We start from the raw sequence: 19,969 nt of genomic DNA on the forward strand, positions 1-19,969 counted from the left end.
TGCAGACATCTGAATATCCATTTACTAAATATCTGTTCTAATAATTGACTCTTTTTCAGTGTTTTAGTATCTTAATACAGGATTCTCTGAATTTCATATAGCAGAATTTGTTTTGGGGGAAATGAATTCAGAATCATTCGGGGGATCTTTTCACTCCTAAACAGATGCTCTCATGAAAAAGATCATGTTTGTTTTGTTATCTCTGCTGCTTGCTTTGTCAATTATTGCCTGGAAATTTAAAGAGGGCGGAGATAAAGCCAACGGAACAATTGTGTATAAATTGAAAGCGAAGACTTTTACCGGAAATCTGAAATATGTGTATCTTTTTGAGGCAAAAGATCAGTTCAATCCTTCAGAAACTTTCAGAAAGCTGGTTTTTTCAGGGAAAGACTTAACGGATAAAATTAAGTCCTGTAAAGATCTGAGTTGTCTGGAAGGGAATCTGGGAGAGGGTTTTTCGCTGGATCTGGTAAAAGGATCAAGATATAATTACTGGATTGTCTTAAACGGACAAATGGTTCAATATTCCGGCTCATGTCATCCTGAAAGCTTGATTACAACGGTTAATTCTTCTTCCAGGATTTCAGGCACTTTCCAGCAGGATGATTCCGCAGCAGGAGGACCTGTAATTAAAGTAAGTTTTGATGCTACGCTTTCTAAGAAATTCTAAAATCCAGACTCGCCGAATGGCTTTTTGAAGGTTGATATATATTGTTGAACCAGAGTTATGAAAAAGTAAGAGGCTAAAATACCTGACATAAAAAAATAGCGGGAGCAAGATTTGTCCCGCTATTTAAAATTTCAAAACTCTATTCTACCAACTATTAATCTTCAGTAAGTTTATAACCGATTCTCCTCCTGAAGAGGAAATACTTAGTTTTCCTTCTTTTTTAAGAGGAAAAACCAGATCCGTCAGCGTTTTTTCTCCATTTTGAGCAAAAACTTCGATGATAGATTTGTCCGCAAGAACTCTCAGTTGAAGTTTACCATCTTTCAAAGGCACTCTCACTTTTTCCACACTGGCAAATTTAGGATTGAAGCTTACATTTCCGGAATGTGTTCTATCCAATGAAAGCGTTTGTTCAGAAACGTCATATCTGAGAACTGTTTCTTCGTCTGTACTCTGAAGTAATTTTAATTCAAAAACCTTTGCCTGCTGCGGTTTTAGGGTTAGTTCCAAATCGAAGATATTTCCACGGAAGGGTACTTCATAATTCGATGTTACTTTCAGATTTTGGGTTGAAAATGCTTCTTTTTGACCTTTTTTCAATTCAGAAACCGGCCACTGAATTAATTCAAATCCTTTGGCAGTTCTTTTAAGAGATAATTCCCGCGGAACAGAGAATGCTCCGCGCCATTCACCTCCTGTTGGAATATCATTGGCATATTCCCAGTCATTTACCCAGCCCAATAAGATTTTTCTGTCGTTTGGAGCATTATTAAATGTTACTCCGGCAAAAAAGTCTTTCCCGAAATCTACATATTCCGGCTCTTCGTAAGCCTGATCAGGTTTGAATGATTTTCCATCAAATTCACCCACAAAATATTGCATCCCCGGATATAATTCCTGCGGATTTCCTGATGAAATGAACAAGACCCATTTTTTGGTTTTTTCTCCCTGTACTGAAACCTCTATCAGATCCGGACATTCCCAAACCCTTGCGGTATTTCCTGCTCTTCCCCAACGGCTCATGAACTTCCAGCTTTTCAAATCGTGCGATTCATAAAAATAAGCCTGCTGACGGTCTGCTTTTGAAACAGTCATGACCCATTTTTGCTGAGGAGCATACCAGAATACTTTCGGATCCCGGAAATCCTTACTTTTCAGATCCAATACAGGATTCTGTTTATAATACTGCCATGTTTTTCCATCGTCTCCGCTGTAAGCCAGGTTCTGGTGCTGGTAAATCGGTGCAAGGTTCCTGTGAACAAAAGCAGTATAGATGGCAACCAGTCCATTGGTTTGACCTTTGGTGAAAAAGCCTGAGGAATTTTGTTTGTCAACCACTGCGCTTCCCGAAAAAATCATAGATTCAGAGCCGTCAGCATTGTTGTACTCAGGCAAAGCTAATGACAAATGATTCCAGTTGATGAGATCGGTACTTGTGGCATGTCCCCAGCTCATATGTCCCCACTGATTGCCAAATGGGTTATATTGATAAAACAAATGGTATTTTCCGTCTGAATAAACCAAACCGTTAGGATCGTTAGTCCAGTTTTTGGGTGGTGTAAAATGATATTGCGGACGATAATCGGGTGTTTCTTTCTGGGCGAATCCTGTAATGGAAAGGCCCAGTAAAAGACTTACTATAAGACTATACCTGAAATTCATGGTTTGGAGCAGATTGTAGGATAAAAGATTGTATTTGTGATTCGGAAATAGCCGGTGTTGCGCCCAGGTAAGTGGCGACTAAAGAGCCGGTTGCACAGGCAAAAAGCAGATTTTCTGAAGGTTCTGTTTTGTTCAGATATCCTTTCAGAAGTGCTGCAAGGAATGAATCTCCGCTTCCGATTGTGTCTTTTACCTCAACCTTAAAACCTTTGCAATCATAAAATTTACCATTCTGCCAGAGTTTTGCACCATTTTCTCCTTTGGTCACACAAAGTGCTTTTAAATCGTATTGTTGGATCAGGTTAGCCATCGCCTGATTTTCGTCGGCATATTCTTCATACCAGCTTGAAATCTCGGCCAGTTCATTATGATTCATTTTAACAAAATCGGCCTGCTTCAGCAAATATTCTACCGTTTCCTGATTGTAATAAGGAGGTCTGAGGTTTACATCAAAAACTTTCAGATTCGCCTTTTTTAGCAAATGATGCAGGGTATTCTGTGAACTTTCACTTCTCGCCGCAAGACTTCCGAAGATGAATACTGCGGCATCTTCTACTGCTCTTTCTGAAGTTTCATCGAGTTGGATATAATCCCAGGCAACAGGATGTACAATTTTATAAGTTACTTCATTTTTATTGTCAACATTTGCCTTTACCACCCCGGTCAGGTGGGTTTGACCTTGCTGAATAAGGGAAGTGTCAATATTCTTTTCAGACAGGAAATCAAGTAGTTCTTTGCCCAGTTCATCATCCCCGACCCGGCTGATGATACTTACCTGAAGTCCTAAGTTTTTAAGGTGTACGGCCACATTCATAGGCGCGCCACCCGGCTGTTTGCCTGAAGGGAGCATATCCCACAGCATTTCGCCAAAGCAAATGATGTTTTCGGTCATGATTTTTAATGAGCGACGAAAGTTCTTTCTATTTTTTCGAGTGAAGTTCCTTTAGTTTCCGGCATAATTTTCCAGACAAAAAGCAATTGTAAGACCATCATGCCTGAGAAGAATAAAAAGGTAATACCGCCACCAAAATATTCAGCAATTGAAGGGAAGCTGAATGCCACAATAGCGGCCATAATCCAGTGCGTAAAACTTCCCAAAGCCTGTCCGTTTGCTCTTACTTCATTAGGGAATATCTCAGAAATAAATACCCAGATTACCGCTCCCTGAGAGAATGCAAAGAAGGCAATGTAAACAAACAGAAGAAGTGGTACAGTCAAGCCGCCGAAATCCTCGGTGAAAAATGCCCTGGCAACAAGTCCAAGTGTAAGAATCAAGCCTACAGAGCCGACAAACATCAGGTTTCTTCTGCCAAATTTGTCGATGATATTAAGCGCAATCAGGGTAAAAGTCAGGTTAATTAATCCTATTCCTGCCGAAGAGAGCAGGGCTGAACTTTTTCCTAAACCTGTCATTTCAAAAATCCTCGGAGCATAATAAATAATGGCATTAATGCCTGAAACCTGGTTAAAAATTGCAAAAAGTACGGCTAAGGTTACAGGAGTTCTGTATTTTGAAGAAAACAATCGTACACTACCTGCGGATACTGTAGTTTTTGATGACTCAATGATGTTGTTGAGGGTATCATCTGCCGATTCTTTATCGATAATCTGAAGAATGCTTCGGGCTTCGTCAACCGCTCCTTTTTTTACCAGCAGCCAACGGGGGCTTTCCGGAATGTTAATAACGGTAAGAATATAAAATAATGCCGGAACAGCCTGAATACCAAGCATCCATCTCCAAGCCTCATGCTCAATGTTTTGTAAAAGAAAGTTGGAGAGATAGGCAATCAATATTCCGAAAACCACATTGAACTGAAACATTGCAACCATTTTTCCTCTTGATTTTGAAGGGGAAATTTCAGTGATATACATAGGGGCAGCTACCGAAGAAGCACCGACGCCTACTCCACCTAAAAATCTGAAGATTAAGAAAAAGCCCCAATCGGGAGCCAGGCCAGTACCAAGAGCGGAAAGGAAATAGGAAACGGCAATCCAGAATAAAGTCTTTTTTCTGCCGAATTTATCGGCCGGAATTCCACCAAACATTGAACCCAGTACTGTTCCTATGAGAGCAATTGAAACGGTAAGTCCATGTTGAAACGGATTTAGGTTCCAGATAGACTGGAGTGTCTGCTCTACTCCTGAAATAACCGCAGTATCGAAACCGAAGAGGAAACCTCCCAATGCTGCGGTAATTGACCAAAGTAAAATCTTCTTTTTGGGATTCATAGGAATAAGTACCAGGTTAATGTTTGTTAATTTAAAAATGGTTAATAGTATCAAAAATTAATTTTGATGTTCAAATTTACGCAGGCATTTCCGTATAGGTATTTCTCTTTTCTTTCAAAAATTATCAAATTTTAAAATACATGTAATTGTTTGTTTATCAGTTACTTAAATGTATAATAAATTATTGCAATTTCAAAAATGTTACATCAGTTTTTAAAAATCGTACCTCCCTTATTTTTACGGTATTCGCTTGGTGTCTGGTTATTCTTTTGTTTAAAGAGCGTAGTAAAATAGGCAGGAGAATTAAACCCTGCTTCAAAGGCAATATCGGCCATAGATTTATCGGTATCGCGCAGCAAAGCTTTCGCTTTGTTGAGCCTGACCTCAGTAATATAGTCGTTGACATTCATTTGCAATAAGGCCTGAACTTTTCTGTAAAGCTGAACCCTTGACATGCCCATTTCCTGACTTAAACGTTCTACACTAAACGTTGAATCGGCAATATGCTTTTCAATAATGGCAGTAAGTTCGTTCAGGAATTTTTTTTCCGATTTATTTTCATTCTTAAACAAAAACTCCGAGCTGAATCTGCGCTGTACCCTGGTTCGGTTATTGAATAAGGTTTTGATGGTTTCAATCAGGTAAGTAGTGTTAAAAGGTTTGGTCAGATAAACATCAGCTCCTGCTTTGATTCCCTCGATCTGATCATCAATATGCCCTTTGGCAGTCAGAAGAATCACCGGAATGTGAGAAGTCCGGAAATCTGTTTTAATCCGGTTGGTTATTTCGAAACCGCCGATTCCGGGAAGCATAACATCCGAGATAATTAAATCCGGTATATTCTCTATGATTTTGTCCCAACCTTCTTCTGCTGATTTACTGGCAATAATATTAAATTCTTTCCGGAGTTTCTCCACCAGAAAGAGTTGTAAATCAGTATTGTCCTCAATTACCAGAATAGTACCATATTCACTTTCCTGGCTTCCATTTAAGGTTGAATCCGGTTTATCTTCCTCTGTAAACTGATGTACTGAAGGTGAGATTACGGGTGCCTGATCAATTTTTTCGTTTTCAGTAAGATGCTGATCTCCCAGAGGCAGCAGAATTGTAAATGTCGTTCCTTCTCCTTTCTGAGAAGAAACCTCAATATCTCCCTGATGCAGGTTAACAAATTCTTTTGACAATGCCAGCCCAAGCCCCGTTCCAAGGCTGTAATGTTTGGAACCGCTGTAGAACAAATCAAATGCCTGATTTTTTTCCTTTTCACTCATGCCTTCTCCATTATCTTTTACTTCAATGAAGACGTTGTTTTGTTTTACCTTTAACTGAACATGTATAAATCCTCCCTTTGGAGTATATTTAAAGGCGTTTGACAATAAATTGAAGATTACTTTGTCCAGTTTCTCTGCATCAAACCAAACCTTCAGGTCATTTTCCTGTGAGAAAAACTGTAAGTCTATGGCATTTTTGATAGCTTTATTTTGAAAATCTTTCACGATTTCCCTGACGAACATTACCAGATCCTGTTCAGCCGCCTGTAAAAGTAGTTTTCCGGCATCTGTTTTTCTCAGATCCAGCAATTGATCAACCAGTCTGAGTAAGCGATAGGCGTTTTTCTGTACCAGCTGTAAATTACTTTTTAAGTCTTTCTGGGAAATGGCTTTTAACGTTAACAGCTCATCTGTCGGAGATATAATGAGACTTAACGGCGTTTTAAATTCATGGGAAATGTATGAATAAAACCGGAGTTTGTCTTCGGTAGCCTGTTTCGCTTTTTCTGAAATATTTTCGATAGCATCCTTTTGCAAGGTAATTTGTTCATTTTGCAGAGCCAGTTGATGATTGGCTGCTTGTTTCTCTTTCACCAGATAGAAAGCCCAGGCACTAATCGACAAGGTAAGGAAGAGACAGGCAATGGTAAAATACAACTTGTTTCTTTCAGAGCTGAAAGTATTTTCTAATGTGTCAATTTCTGTATTTAATTTCTGAATATCTTCCTGCTGATTAAGTAGCTTGTCACTTTGTGCTTTAATGCCTTTCACGTTTGAGGAATCAATCTGGATAGAATTGAGTTTATATTCTCTTTGAGCTGCTTTTCCGGCAAGAATCTGCGAAGCAACCTTAATGGCTTCTTCCCCTCCGGTAGGATAGAGGAAGGTGGCCGTAAGCATTTTATCCTCAAGCATCTGTAAACCATTATGAGGACCTGCCAGCCCGTCGATGCCTACGAAAAGGATGTTTTTGTTTTGGCTATTTTTATGACAAACTTCATAAATTCCCTTGACCATCACATCATTATGTGCAAAAACCAGGTCTGCTTCCTGCAATGCCCCGATATTCTGAGCTGCCACTTTTCTGGCTGTATCTTTTTCCCATTGCCCCTGTAACTCTTTAATTACATTGATTTCAGGATAATTTTTCAATACATCTGAAAAAGCTTTATGACGTTCCTGAGCAGGAGAGGAGCTTTCCAGTCCTAATACTTCTACTACTTTTCCTTTCCCTTTCAGCTTTTTGGCTACAAAATTGCCAACTGCCTTACCAATTTCAATATTGTTTGCGCCGATAAAAGTACTGTAGGCATCGGTATTGATTTTGCGGTCGAGCACAATAACAGGAATACCTTTCCGGAAAATTTCCTGAACGACAGGGGCCAGAGGTGCGGATTCATTCGGTGAAATAATCAGTAAATCAATGTCTTCTTTCATCAGATCATTGATTTGTTTTATTTGAGTTTGGGTACTGTTTACAGCATCTTTGTAAACCAGTTCCAGATCAGGATGAAAAAACAGTTCTCTCTGCATTTCCAAAAGCATAGATCTGCGCCATTCATCTCCACCTGTACACTGCGAAAACCCGATTTTATAATGCTTTTGGTTCGAATTTTCTTTGCAGGAAGGAAAAAGCAGGATTCCTGATATAATCAGGAAAAATATTTGAATAAATTGCTTTTGGCATATAACTGATTTGTTAAGAGAATTCATCTCCATGGACTGGTGCTATTGGTTTGACCGATAAAGATAATTTAATATTGTTTCTGACAATAATCTTATAATGACTATTCCGGAAAAATGTGGAATTTGTGTGATTTTGTGTATCAACCTCAGGATTTGAGGTTTTGTTTCCTGCAGAAAAGCAATAAGTGAAGGTTTAACAAGTTATCTAATCAGTTAAAAGCAGATATTCAAGGTGAAACCTGATAAACGGAGAAGTGCCAGGTGATTGTAAGTTATTGTTTTTTCAGTAGATTACAGCGTATTTCTAATGATATGTTTCGGAATCAGGGGCTGAAATCAGCCCATTTCAGGTATAAAACTGCAGATTCTCATTTAAAATTATTGAAACCTGTTTAAGTTAATGTTCCAGTCTAAAAATGCGGCTTTTTTTACACATTTGGTCGGATGGCTTCTGTTTTTGAGCTTTCCGGTATTGTTTATGTTCCGGCAAACGGAGGAAGTTGACTTTTTAAAAATGTTTTTATCAGTCAATTACTGGTTGTTTTTCGGGGTTTATGCTTTGGTATTTTATCTGAATATCCTTTATCTGATTCCGCAGTTTTACTTTAAGAGAAAATACACCATTTATTTCGGTTCTATTTTTCTGATTTTTTGCTTCGCCAATTTTTTCCAGCCTTTTGAAAACCTTATTTTTCAGGAATTTCATGGAGGAGAAGGACACCATGAAAGATTTCCTCCAGCACATGAATTCGGAGGGCATTTTGACGGGCATACCCCACCACCCATGCCACCTGCACAAAGATCGTCAGTTCCTAAAATGGATGTGATCAGTATTTTTTTGTTCGGAATGCTCTGGGCACTTGGAATGGCCTTGAAAATCTCTGAAGAATGGCGGCTTTCTGAACAAAAAGTAATCAGTGCTGAAAGTGATAAGATCAATGCGGAACTCTCTTTTCTGAAAGCTCAGATTAATCCTCATTTTTTGTTTAACACGTTGAACAATATTTACAGCCTTGCGGTGGAAAATCATCAGAATACTGCGGCAAGTATTATGAAACTTTCTCAGATTATGCGTTATGTTACTGACGAGGTTTCGGAGGATTTTGTGCCTTTAAGCAGTGAAATAGATTGTATTTCAAATTATATTGATTTACAGAAACTCCGGTTAAACAAAAAAACCGTGGTGGATTTTCAGGTATTCGGAAATGCCGGACTAAAGAAAATAACGCCTCTGGTGTTGATGACTTTCGTGGAAAATGCTTTCAAGCATGGTGTAAGCAATCATGAAGCCTCAACTATTGAAATCAAGCTTTATTCCGAAAAAAATGCCATAACTTTTATTTGCAGAAATGCTGTTTTTGCTTCTCAGAGAAAGACTGAAAGAGATGGTATCGGCATTACGAATACTCAGAAACGTTTGAATCATCTTTATCCGGATAAACATTGCCTGAATATCGGAAGAGAGAACGATTTTTATAAGGTAGAATTATTACTTGAGGATTGAAAGAGCCTCACTTCCTTAAATTTACAGAAAATACAATCATATGAAGTGTGTAGCCATAGATGATGAACCACTGGCTTTGAGATTATTGAGTCAGTACATCGCCAAATTCCCCAGCCTGGAATTAGTTCAGACCTTTGATGATGCTATTGAAGGTGCAGATTTCCTGAATAAAAACCAGATAGATTTATTGTTTATTGATATCAATATGCCTGATCTCACCGGATTGGAATTGGTGGCTTTTCTGAAAAATAAACCAATTGTCATATTTACCACAGCACACAAAAAGTTTGCTTTTGAAGGTTTTGAATTAAATGCGATTGATTATTTGTTGAAACCAATTGATTTCGAAAGGTTTAGCAGGGCAGTAGAGAAAGCCTCAGATCATTTTTTAGCAAAAAATATCTCTAAGGAGGAAGTGCCGGAAAGTATTTTTGTCCGGTCCGAATACAAAATCGTAAAAATTGATCTTCCTGAAATAGAGTATATTGAATCGCTGGAAGATTATATCAAAATCCATTTGACGGGTACTAAACCCGTTCTGACCTTAATGTCAATGAAGTCGGTACTGGAAAAATTACCCGCTGCCAGATTCAGCCGGATTCACCGCAGTTACATTGTGCCTCATAATCAGGTAAAATCCGTTGTGAATAAGAAAGTACAGTTGTCTTCCGGAAAGGAATTACCAATAAGTGATTCATATGCAGGTTTTGTTGAGGAATGGATGAAAAGGTGATTTCACCGACACATTTGTCTTGTTTACCGATACATAAGCAGATTCAGACACCTAAATGAATGGGAGTTACGTTGAATAGCCAAATGATTATTTGTTAAAATTTAGACATATGGAACGTAAAGAATTTTTGAAAAAGGCCGGATTCGGACTTTTAGGAACTCAGGCAGCTATTCTGGCTTGTAAAAAAAGTGAAGAAGCCACTACACCAAGTTCAGGAGGGAGTACTACTTCAGGTGGAACAACCAGTGGAAGTTGTAAAGTAGGGGATTCAGAAACGGACGGACCTTATCCTCTGTACAATAGCAGGGGTTCTTCCATTACAAGGATCGATATTACAGATGGTAAAACAGGACTGCCTTTGTCCATTAATATTACCGTCGCAAATGTCAACGATAGTTGTAAGCCGATCGCCAATGCAAGGGTTGACATCTGGCATTGTGATAAAGACGGCTATTATTCAGGATATAGTAATCAGGGGTATCTGGGTACACAAAATAACTCTTCTCTGGTTTTTTGCCGGGGGATTCAATATACTGATACGACAGGTGTAGCTAAGTTTTCAAGTATTTACCCGGGCTGGTACACCGGAAGAGTTACCCACATTCATGCACAGATTTATGTGAACAGTGTATTGAAATTAACAACTCAGATTGCTTTTCCGGAAGATATAAACACTGCTGTTTATAAAACGTCTTTATATTCGGCTCACGGCCAGAATTCCACAAAAAATACCAGTGATAGCATCATTGCAGATTCTTTGGACAATGAACTGGCAACTGTCACAGCAAATGCTTCAACAGGAGGGTATAATCTTGTTCATACAATTTATGTTTCAGCTTAGTCATTGTAACCACATAGTCATATAGGACACATAGATAAGGGTGAAAGGTTGTTGTAGCCGCATAGGCACATTGGGTACATAGGAAAATCAGATTATTCATCAGTTACGAAATAGTATGGAAAAAGCATTGATTAAAATAGCTTTCAGGCAAGTTATTGACCAGTCTGCTCAGGGTAGTTTTGAGAAAGATGTTTTTGAAGACACCTATAATGAGTTTTTAATGCAGGCGCAGGCCTATAATCCTGAGGGCGCATTTTCTACATTGCATGAAATGATTGCCAATAATCCGAAGGCTAATTCATTACAGTATAAAGTAGGTTTCTCCATTGGGTTGTATGTCAGAGCATTACAAAACAAAACTCCCGGCTTGTATGATTCAATGGGTCGTGAAATTACTTTCGGTGAATATAATTTTGAAATGCTGTATTCTGATATCAGTAATAAGTCTGCGCATCGGATATCACTTACTTACACGACGGAAATCCTTACTTTTCTGGGAAATATCGGAGAATATATGCTTTTAGCTAATGGAAATCGGTTGAATGTAACTTCCGGGGAATCAGCAGAAACCTTTCTTCTGAAAATTCAGGATGGGCTGGGTATCACGTATTTTGTAGAATAGCCAGACACAGTCAGGATACTGAAGATTGTTTTTTTCAGAGGTGATGCCTAAGTTTACGTTTTCTTAATCAAACGCAAAATATGTTACATTTAGGATTCGTAAGCGCCATTCTGGCGGATAGTACTTTTGAGCAGGTAGTAGATTTTGTAGCAGAAAATCAATTCAAATGTGTGGAATTGATGTGCTGGCCAACAGGTGGAAGTGATACCCGCAGATATGCAGGTGTGTCGCATGTGGATGTTGATAACCTGACCGACGAAAAAGTTACCCATATCGGAGGGTATCTTTCTGAAAAGGGCGTTTATGCCTCAGCGTTAGGGTATTACCCCAATCCCCTGGATCCTGATACAGCTCAGGCAAAGTATTATGTTGACCATATCAAAAAGGTAATAAAAGGCGCCGCAAAACTGAAAATTCCGGTAGTAAATACTTTCGTTGGCCGTGATCCTGCTAAAAATGTTGCGTACAATCTGGATAAATTTGCAGAAACCTGGGAAGATATTGTAAAACTCGCAGAGGAGGAAGGTGTAAAGATCGGGATTGAAAATTGTCCGATGTTCTTTACGAATGACGAATGGCCAGGAGGAAAAAACCTGGCAACTACTCCTTCAATCTGGGATAAAATGTTTGAGCGAATTCCTTCTGCTACCCTTGGGTTAAACTATGATCCTTCCCATATGGTATGGCAAATGATGGATTACACCAAACCACTTTACGATTATCGTGATCGTCTGCATCATATTCACTTGAAAGATGCGAAGGTTTATAAAGATAAATTAGACAGAGTCGGGATTATGGCAAATCCTTTGGAATATCATTCTCCGAAACTTCCGGGATTAGGAGATATTAATTGGGGTAAGTTTTTCTCAGCACTTACGGATATCAGATACAGAGGCCCGGTTGTTATTGAAGTGGAAGATAAAGCTTTTGAAGGTTCAGAAGAAGATGTAAGAACGGCTATTCTTACAGCCAGAAATCATTTGAAACAGTTTTTAGGATAAATTATTCCAGATTCAGATAAAAAGAAAAGCTATTGGATTCGTTTTCCAATAGCTTTTTGTTGTGTAACGAAAAACTAATCTTAAGACCAGCTGCCTTCTCCGCCACCCGAACCGGACGTTAATGAAATGGCTGCACCTGTAAAGTAACCCAGAAGCTGACTACTGCTATCATAGAAATATAAGGCAATATAAACCGGAGTGGCAACAAATAGGAATGATACCGTATCGGCGTATAATAAATCCAGATTATTGGTGTACACCAAACCATGAGTAGGTAAGATTCCGGAGGTAAATGAACCGGAAGTAAAAGTCTTTCCATCCACAATGGTACAGGTCATTTTGCCTAGTTCACTCGCTAAAACAGCAGGATAACTTCCGCTGGCAGATTCTATAAAACTTACCGTGTTTGAGATAGTACTTTCCGGAAATCTTCCGCTTAATTCCGTACGAAAATCTTCAACAAGGTTTAATGTATTTTGAGCGGTATCCATGGTTAAAGTGTTTAGATTTAATAGTTAAACAGATAAGGGTTCTGTTAATTTTTTAATAAGTATTCTGTATAGCGTCTCAAAAAAAAGGAGAGAACATTCTCTCCTTTTTTAAAATTATGAATCTTGCTTATACATATTTACTGTCGTATTAAGACCAGCTGCCTGATCCGCCTGCAGTGCCACTTACTGTTGATACAGCACCTGCCTGAAAACTACCTAAAGCATTTCCGTGAACATCATTGAAGATGAACGTTGTATAAACCGGAGTTGCTACCAAAGTAAAACTTACCGTGTTTGCATACAGCGCATTAAGATTATCTGTATATACATCACCAAAAAGAGCTCCACCCCCCGGGAAACTAACACCCCAGGCACTACCATTGAATGTTTTGCCACCACTGCCAGTGATTGTGCATTGACATTTCATATAAAAAACCAAACTCGCAATACTTCCGTTTGCACCGTATGCTGTGGTTTGAGCAGCCAATACTTCTGCGGTACTTTTGATTACACTGTCACTTACCTTGCCTTGCAATGCCGAACTTACTTCAGAAACAAGACTAGTTTTGCTGATTGTGTTATTCTCTACGCTCATGATGGATAATTGTTTAGGAGGTTAAATTGAAAAAGATTAGTTAAATAAAGAGTTTATCAATATTGATGAACAAATTTAGATAAAAGAGGATTTTCGGTGATAAGTATAAATACCTGTTTTAAAAATTGCGCAAATTACGGAGTTGAAACTGGTTTTACAGATGAGTAAAAAGCCTTGGAAGAGGGTATTTAAACAGAAACATTTTCAGCTTATGTTTTACCTGTCGGTAAGCCGAGGATCAGGTTCTGCGGAGGCATCTTAAGAACAGAACATTGACCTTACTATCCGGAAAACTGTTGCACGTCAAAGTGGAATTATCAGTACTGCCCGTCATTTCATACTTTAGAATAACCAATCCGGAAGAAAGGGGTTGTACATTGATAAGATGGTGCCTGGAAATTTGTAGAACGACCTCGGGTTGGTAAATAAACAAATCTGAACAAAATTGACAAAGTAGAAAAAGTATTAGCAGAAAAGACTTTTTTCATAACAGAAAAGGCTAATTAGCCACCCGGATCAATAAAATTCCTGTAAAGTAAAGTATGTTTACCAATGAATTCTGTTATGCTTTTCGAGGAGTATAATCAGAGTTTTATTGAGGACGAGGGGGTGAGACTTTACTTGTCCTCTTTTTAATACTATTTGCTGCTGGTTATCTGGTAGAAGTGAGGGTTTAAAGAATATGTTGAGAATACTTGGTTATAACTTTTGTGTAGATCATATAGAAAGCCTTTTTCCATTGGGATCAGGCTTTTTTTATTTTATAGTAAAAACCTGTCCTTAGAGTACTGTAAAACGCCCCGTCCCCGTTTGAATCCTCTCTTGTCTTTAGGTTTGGTTTGGTTATAAGGATTGTTAAATGAATAAGTTGTCTATAACGGGACGATCTGAGGAGAACGATATTTTAAACATAAAAGATAAAATGCACTCTTTCCCGCAGATTATCCATAATCAAAAAAAAGACTACTGATAGGATGGTGAGTTGATTCGTTCTTTTTCATTACATTTATCTGAAGATTCTGTAATCCAAACCATATACTTCGACACACACAAGACTGTGTAAAAGTCGAAAGGATTGAGTAATAAAACAGGCAAAATTCCCTGAAAACGAAAGTCTCATTATTTAATAGCGAAAATGAAAAATATACAAATCCCGGATAATGCAGAAACCTTTAAAAGTGAGTTAGGTACTTATTGGTTTGATGAAACAGGAATTTTAAAGTCCTTGTCTAACAATACCAGAAGAACTCTTGAAAACACCGGCAGGAATTTTGAACTGGTCAGAAAAATTAGCGGAGGACAAAAGGTATGTCATATGGTTTATTTAGTTAACTCGCCTAAACCGGATAAGGCGACACTGAGGTATGTAGCGCAGGAACTTCCGGGAGTTTATAAAGCGATGGCGATAATATCAAAATCAGGCTTGGGGAAGATCGTTATGAATATAATTTTCAGGTTAAATCCTCCGACAATACCAATGAAGACTTTTGCAGATGAAGATGAGGCCATAGAATGGTTGAAAGGGTATTTATGATCGGGCTTGTATGAAGTTCTTTACTCCATTTATTAAGGATACATAAGCGGGATATAGATTTTATAGAAAATTGTAGAAAACTTAAAACGAGAAAAGCCCTTCATACGCGCTGTATGAAGGGCTTTTCTGAAAAATCGTGGTCTCGTAGGGATTCGAACCCCAAACCTCCTGATCCGTAGTCAGGTGCTCTATCCAATTGAGCTACGAAACCATTTCCGTTGTTTCGGACTGCAAAGGTAGGAGCTTTTTTTTAAAAATAAAAACTTCTCACCAATAAAAAATCTATAATTTAAAGATGGAATCTGCCGGTTCTTCTTGTAGGCTCTGATTTTCAAAAAGTTAACAAGTGATTTTTTTTCTAAAGTCTCCATATACTTAAAAGTTACGGAGACTTGAAAGTCGTAATGGATATATTAGGAAGTACTATTTTGCTTGAACAATAAATTCGAGTTGCCCGATTCCTATTGGACTTCTCGCAAAACCAATGTCCTGTCCATAAGTCATTACATACTCACCTAATTGCTGCGAAGCTCTTGTAGTCTTAATTGTAAGCTTTTGGGAGTTAGTACTACTTCCACTAAATCCTACATTGAAAAGATCTTTTATACCTATTCCAAAATTTGCATTAATAGATGTATTTACGGTATATTCTTCTGTAATTTCGGCTCCATCGTCTTTTTCATAAAATACATATTGCATTTGATCACCATATAAAAAAGGAGACCAGTTGAATCCTTCATCAAACCAGTTGATCCATGTTCCTCTTACATCATAAGCAAAAGAATTACTTGTATTAACATCAAATTGGGTGAGAATATTATTGTCGATGAAATTTTGCTTTGTTGTTTGCCCTAAATTTGTATAACCAGCGGCTAATGGAATAGATTTGAATGTTACTTTCTTATCAAAATCTTCACCTGGACGTACCTTTAACATCGCTATTACACATTGTAAATCCAGGTATCCTTCTAACCAACCGTCTGAGGCATACGCTAGCGCTGCATCACTGGTAAATCGTACATACATTAATCTTTCTTTTACATTTTGATTTAGTGTTCCATCTTTCTTATAGTAGACACTTTTTCTAATACTTCCCCTATTTATGGAATTTAATTCAGGAATATAATTCACGAAATATTTTAAAGAATATTCAGGGGCTAATGGCCAGTAACCTGCTGCCAGCGCAATACCGAAATCAGTTGTAGGAAAAGATATATTAGAATAATCAGTAAAAGATAATCCATAAGATGGTAATACCCCATTTACGACGTTGTTAGTTTTCGCTGATTTGGTTTTACTTGAATTATTAATAAACCCTTCTCCTGAAAAATAGAATTGGAGATCTCCTTGAGCGAAATAAGGAACCCATTCTGTATTTGCATTAGTTCTACCTCCTTTGGCATTCGAAGTAATCTCAATTCGCTCATTATTTTTTACAACTAAAGTAACTTCTTCAGGTTCTTTAAATGGATCCAGTTTATACTCAATCCCCTTAGAATTGTAGGCTCTTACAAAATTAATTCCTTTTACTTCCTGTTCAGAATTTGAAACGGCTACTAACGGAATCATTTTCTCTGTATCCCAGGTCTTAGCATTAGCTTTTGAAAGATCTGGTACCAGAATGTTCAATTTTGGTAATTTAGATACTATAGAATTAAACTCTTCAGAATTATCTGCGTAATTTGATAATAACTGATGAAAGGTATGATGGTCATTATCTGCAATTTTGTTCTTAACTCCATGATATAAAACGTCATAGTCATTATCAAACATTTTGAGGGATTCTTTTTTGATGAATGCTCTTACATCTTTATTTTCTAAAGCTTTTGCTAAGATTTTAGCAAATTTTGTTCGTGCAAAATCTTGTTCGCCAATAGATGACTCCTGAAAAGAGATAGAAGATGGAACGGCGTCTTGTATTTCATTTTTACAAGAAAAAATAAACAGAGAGAGACCTATGATTAAAGAATAATAATAACAGGTTTGAATAATACAGAAACGTTTCACTTTAAATTTGGTTTTAGTTCATTAATAGGATTATCTCATTTAGCTGAATCTTCTTAATTTAGCCAGACTAATTTTTCACAAAGATATGTGCTGATTAAAAACAATAACTGCAGAAAAATGGGATTAAATGGTAATTGATGGGACATTTGTTATTTTCCAATAAATCGCTCCTTTATAATCTGATACATCTTAGGAGTAATAAGACATTTTTCTTCTAAAATAATGTCAGACTCTTTCTTAAGCCAACGTCTTAATGTTTTAGGGTGTATTCCAAATTCGTCAGCAATTTCTTTTCTGGTTTTGGCTTTACTCATGATAAAAGTTATAGGATATAGGTTTGTTTAAAGATTATGGTAAGTTTGGAGCATACAAAAAAAATGGATACGGTATAAATAGGGCAGAGTTATTCAGATGTTACTTTAATAACAAAAGGAATCAAACATTGGAAATAAGAGGATTTGATTAAACATTTGCCTTAATACTCTAGAAAAGCCTGATTTAAACAATAATTCTAGACCAGAATATTAAGGCTAAACAAAAGAATTTGGATTTCCTTTCCTTGTTATTTACAGGATTTTATTATGGTATAAGTTTTACAACCCCCGGAATGGCGGTGCCGTTATACGTAATTGTTCCGCTTAAATCAAAATTGCCTTCTACTAGCTGTGTAATATCAAAGGTAACATTATTTAAAATCGAAATTGGGAGAGAGGATAACGTTATTTTGGTTTCGCCACTGGTAAAAACCCATTTTGCAGAGTTGAATGAAATACCATCAGTATCAGTTCCGGTTATAGTTCCATCAGATTTGAAATTAAGAACTACTTTGGAAAAATCACGTTGATTCCCGGTTCCACCTTTTTCATAGACTGACACACCAAAGGCTAAGGCTGTCTTTATTTGCCATGAATGTGCAGAAATTATTTCAGTTTTAGTTTTTGTAGGGGTGGGGGTTGGGTCATCTTTTTTACAACTCATTACGAATGTTATAACAAAAAGAAAAACTAGGATAGAGTACTTTTTCATGGGAATATGAATTTTGAGTTTTATTTATTCAATTTTTCTGAAATTTACGCAATTAATTACTTAACGAGAAAAATAATGTCAAAATTGAGTCTATCCAAAAGATTTGTCGAAAGAATTGGAGTGATGAACGATGAATTTTAATTTTTTCTGTATATTTACTTGCTTTTTTGGATTAAGACACGCATATTGGCTAAGAAATTAGAGAATTGTGCAGGAAGCAGCCCACTAAGCCTTTGTAAAATATAATTCACCTTTTAAGGATTTGAATTAATTTTCTTTTCATTGATTGAATCTCCGCTGATTCAATTTGTATGATTTTCCAAAAGGCTTACTGGTGTGAATTTCTTAAGGTTTTGTGAAAAACCTGAGTTTCGATGTTTTCTGAAAACATTGATCTCGAAATTATGGTTAAATATATATAAGAGTAAATCATATATATTTTTATGGGTTAGGGTTATTGAAAAGGTCGCCGGTTATATCGGTGACTTTTTTTTGTTTGATAATATTTCCTGAATTCTTTTTTAATTCTGACGCTTACTGTCTAAATTTGTGAAGCAATTATAAACAGCGAAGATTTCCAAAGATTTTTTATACATATTTAAAAGCTATCAGGCCACTTCGGCCGGATAGCTTTTTGTATTTTAAGTTAGACTGAAATACTTATACAGTTAAATTTGGAGGCTGAATAGATGCCTGGCATATTTTTTAGTACTTATTAAATGTATTCCGAATGAAAAAACAGACCAAAGCCATTAGAATTCAGGCAGAACGTTCACAAAACCGTGAGCACTCTGTACCTTTATACCTTACCTCAAGTTTTACTTTCGAAAGTGTTGAACAAGGCCGTGCCATTTTTGCCGAGGAAGAAGAAGGAAATATCTACTCACGTTATATGAACCCTAACGTGGATGAGTTTGTAGATAAAATGTGCATGCTTGAAAATACTGAGGACGGCCTGGCTTTTGCAAGTGGTATGGCAGCCAATTTCGCCGCTATTGCCGCTTTATTAAAGTCGGGAGATCATGTGGTTGCTTCGAAAGCGCTATTCGGTTCAGCTATTCAGATTTTAAGCAAAATTACCCCGAAATGGGGCATTACCTGTACTTTCGTGGACGGACATGACATGGATGAGTGGGAAAAGGCTATCCAGCCAAATACCAGATTCCTGTTTTGTGAAAGCCCTTCAAATCCGGGTTTGGATCTGATTGACCTTGAAGCCATCGCCCAGTTAAAAGCAAAGCATAATCTTATCCTTGCTGTAGATAATTGTTTTGCAACTCCGGTGATTCAGACTCCGGCCGACTGGGGCGCAGATTTGATTATCCACTCAGCGACCAAATACATCGACGGACAAGGAAGAGTGCTTGGGGGTGTAGTTTGCGGTCGCGAGGATTTAATCAAAGAAATCAGGTTCTTTGCCCGTCATACCGGACCATCAATGTCTCCGTTTAATGCGTGGGTTTTGTCTAAGAGTTTGGAAACTATCCACTTACGTATGGAAAAGCATTGTGATAATGCTTATAAACTTGCTCAGGCTTTAGAAGGAAATACAGCATTGATCAATGTGAAATATCCGTTTTTGTCTTCACATCCTCAATTTGAATTAGCCAAAAAACAAATGAAAATGGGTGGAGCCATTATGACTATTGATGTAAAAGGAGGTTTTGAAGCCGTTAATGAGCTTTCAAAACACTTAAAAATTGCCTCAATTTCTCCAAATCTGGGTGATACCCGTACCATTATTACACACCCTGCTTCCACAACCCACTCAAAACTGACCTTAGAACAAAGAGCTGAGGTGGGAATTACAGATGGTTTAGTAAGAATTGCAGTAGGACTTGAAGCGCTGGAAGACCTGATTGAAGATTTCGAACAGGCACTTGAGAAAGCTGCTGCTTTCATTAATAAAGAAGAAGTTGTGTAGAAATACCGGATTTTCAGAACGGTTTTTAATATTCATTAGCCCTTTTCGATGAGAGAAGGGCTAAGTTTTTTTACCTAAAAACTATCATAATTTGGTTGAATGGATTCTGGTTTGTTATTTTGCCAAGGGTCTGAAAAGCCCGGTTTTATTGAAATCGACTAAATTTTCTCAAA

17 protein-coding genes and 1 tRNA gene are annotated in these 19,969 nt (G+C 37.5%); 8 read left to right on the forward strand and 10 right to left on the reverse strand.

Annotated elements, in window-relative coordinates; all coding sequences use genetic code 11:
- Nucleotides 1-172 precede the first annotated feature (172 nt).
- A complete protein-coding gene (locus BM179_RS04865; RefSeq protein WP_143095151.1) occupies nt 173-670 on the forward strand; it encodes a hypothetical protein in 498 nt (165 codons plus the stop codon).
- A gap of 144 nt (nt 671-814) precedes the next feature.
- On the opposite strand, the gene BM179_RS04870 is transcribed toward BM179_RS04865, so the two are convergent.
- The 4 genes from BM179_RS04870 to BM179_RS04885 all read right to left on the reverse strand — a co-directional run bounded on the left by BM179_RS04870 (nt 815) and on the right by BM179_RS04885 (nt 7,551).
- Nucleotides 815-2,332: a glycoside hydrolase family 32 protein gene (locus tag BM179_RS04870; RefSeq protein ID WP_092013061.1), complete on the reverse strand. Its 1,518-nt coding sequence runs from the start codon at nt 2,330-2,332 to the stop codon at nt 815-817.
- On the reverse strand, nt 2,316-3,224 hold the full coding sequence (locus BM179_RS04875) for a carbohydrate kinase family protein (RefSeq protein ID WP_092013064.1): 909 nt from the start codon (nt 3,222-3,224) through the stop codon (nt 2,316-2,318). Before BM179_RS04875 ends, BM179_RS04870 begins: the two co-directional genes overlap by 17 nt.
- A 5-nt stretch (nt 3,225-3,229) precedes the next feature.
- Entirely contained in the window at nt 3,230-4,561 is a 1,332-nt protein-coding gene (locus BM179_RS04880) for a sugar porter family MFS transporter (protein ID WP_092013067.1), read from the reverse strand.
- A 206-nt stretch (nt 4,562-4,767) separates the two neighbouring features.
- Nucleotides 4,768-7,551, reverse strand: a complete 2,784-nt coding sequence (locus tag BM179_RS04885; RefSeq protein ID WP_374754568.1) for a substrate-binding domain-containing protein — start codon at nt 7,549-7,551, stop codon at nt 4,768-4,770.
- Nucleotides 7,552-7,918: 367 nt separating this feature from the next.
- Here BM179_RS04885 and BM179_RS04890 point away from each other — a divergent pair, with 367 nt between their 5' ends.
- The 5 genes from BM179_RS04890 (at nt 7,919) to BM179_RS04910 (ending at nt 12,219) form a co-directional block, all read left to right on the forward strand.
- The gene (locus BM179_RS04890; protein ID WP_092013070.1) at nt 7,919-9,022 is read left to right on the forward strand and encodes a sensor histidine kinase; all 1,104 of its coding nucleotides are present in this window, start codon (nt 7,919-7,921) and stop codon (nt 9,020-9,022) included.
- A 40-nt stretch (nt 9,023-9,062) separates the two neighbouring features.
- Nucleotides 9,063-9,755 (forward strand): LytR/AlgR family response regulator transcription factor, encoded by a 693-nt coding sequence (locus BM179_RS04895; protein WP_092013074.1) that lies wholly within the window; start codon nt 9,063-9,065, stop codon nt 9,753-9,755.
- A gap of 109 nt (nt 9,756-9,864) precedes the next feature.
- Entirely contained in the window at nt 9,865-10,596 is a 732-nt protein-coding gene (locus BM179_RS04900; protein ID WP_092013077.1) for a dioxygenase family protein, read from the forward strand.
- Between the two features lie 115 nt (nt 10,597-10,711).
- Nucleotides 10,712-11,218 carry a hypothetical protein gene (locus BM179_RS04905; RefSeq protein WP_092013080.1) on the forward strand — a complete coding sequence of 169 codons (507 nt, stop codon included), beginning with the start codon at nt 10,712-10,714 and terminating at the stop codon, nt 11,216-11,218.
- An 80-nt stretch (nt 11,219-11,298) separates the two neighbouring features.
- Nucleotides 11,299-12,219, forward strand: coding sequence for a sugar phosphate isomerase/epimerase family protein (locus BM179_RS04910; RefSeq protein WP_092013083.1), 921 nt, complete (start codon nt 11,299-11,301; stop codon nt 12,217-12,219).
- 80 nt (nt 12,220-12,299) lie between these two features.
- Here the strand turns inward: BM179_RS04910 and BM179_RS04915 are convergent, their stop codons facing one another.
- Nucleotides 12,300-12,710: a VapA/VapB family virulence-associated protein gene (locus BM179_RS04915; protein ID WP_092013087.1), complete on the reverse strand. Its 411-nt coding sequence runs from the start codon at nt 12,708-12,710 to the stop codon at nt 12,300-12,302.
- Nucleotides 12,711-12,858: 148 nt separating this feature from the next.
- Nucleotides 12,859-13,305 (reverse strand): VapA/VapB family virulence-associated protein, encoded by a 447-nt coding sequence (locus tag BM179_RS04920; RefSeq protein ID WP_092013090.1) that lies wholly within the window; start codon nt 13,303-13,305, stop codon nt 12,859-12,861.
- 1,135 nt (nt 13,306-14,440) lie between these two features.
- Between BM179_RS04920 and BM179_RS04925 the strand changes: the two genes are divergently transcribed.
- Complete coding sequence (locus BM179_RS04925; protein WP_092013093.1) at nt 14,441-14,839, forward strand: SpoIIAA family protein; 399 nt, start codon at nt 14,441-14,443, stop codon at nt 14,837-14,839.
- A gap of 137 nt (nt 14,840-14,976) precedes the next feature.
- Here the strand turns inward: BM179_RS04925 and BM179_RS04930 are convergent.
- The 4 genes from BM179_RS04930 to BM179_RS04950 form a co-directional block, all read right to left on the reverse strand.
- Nucleotides 14,977-15,050 (reverse strand) — tRNA-Arg (locus tag BM179_RS04930).
- A gap of 212 nt (nt 15,051-15,262) precedes the next feature.
- On the reverse strand, nt 15,263-16,846 hold the full coding sequence (locus BM179_RS04940) for a hypothetical protein (RefSeq protein ID WP_092013099.1): 1,584 nt from the start codon (nt 16,844-16,846) through the stop codon (nt 15,263-15,265).
- Nucleotides 16,847-16,995: 149 nt separating this feature from the next.
- Nucleotides 16,996-17,160 carry a helix-turn-helix domain-containing protein gene (locus tag BM179_RS04945; RefSeq protein WP_092013102.1) on the reverse strand — a complete coding sequence of 55 codons (165 nt, stop codon included), beginning with the start codon at nt 17,158-17,160 and terminating at the stop codon, nt 16,996-16,998.
- 265 nt (nt 17,161-17,425) lie between these two features.
- Nucleotides 17,426-17,872, reverse strand: a complete 447-nt coding sequence (locus BM179_RS04950) for a hypothetical protein (protein WP_143095152.1) — start codon at nt 17,870-17,872, stop codon at nt 17,426-17,428.
- 730 nt (nt 17,873-18,602) lie between these two features.
- On the opposite strand from BM179_RS04950, the gene BM179_RS04955 reads away from it, so the two are divergent.
- Complete coding sequence (locus BM179_RS04955) at nt 18,603-19,796, forward strand: trans-sulfuration enzyme family protein (protein ID WP_092013108.1); 1,194 nt, start codon at nt 18,603-18,605, stop codon at nt 19,794-19,796.
- The last annotated feature ends 173 nt before the right edge of the window (nt 19,797-19,969 follow it).

The sequence above is a fragment of the Pseudarcicella hirudinis genome (assembly GCF_900115665.1).
GTDB classification, from domain to species: domain Bacteria; phylum Bacteroidota; class Bacteroidia; order Cytophagales; family Spirosomataceae; genus Pseudarcicella; species Pseudarcicella hirudinis.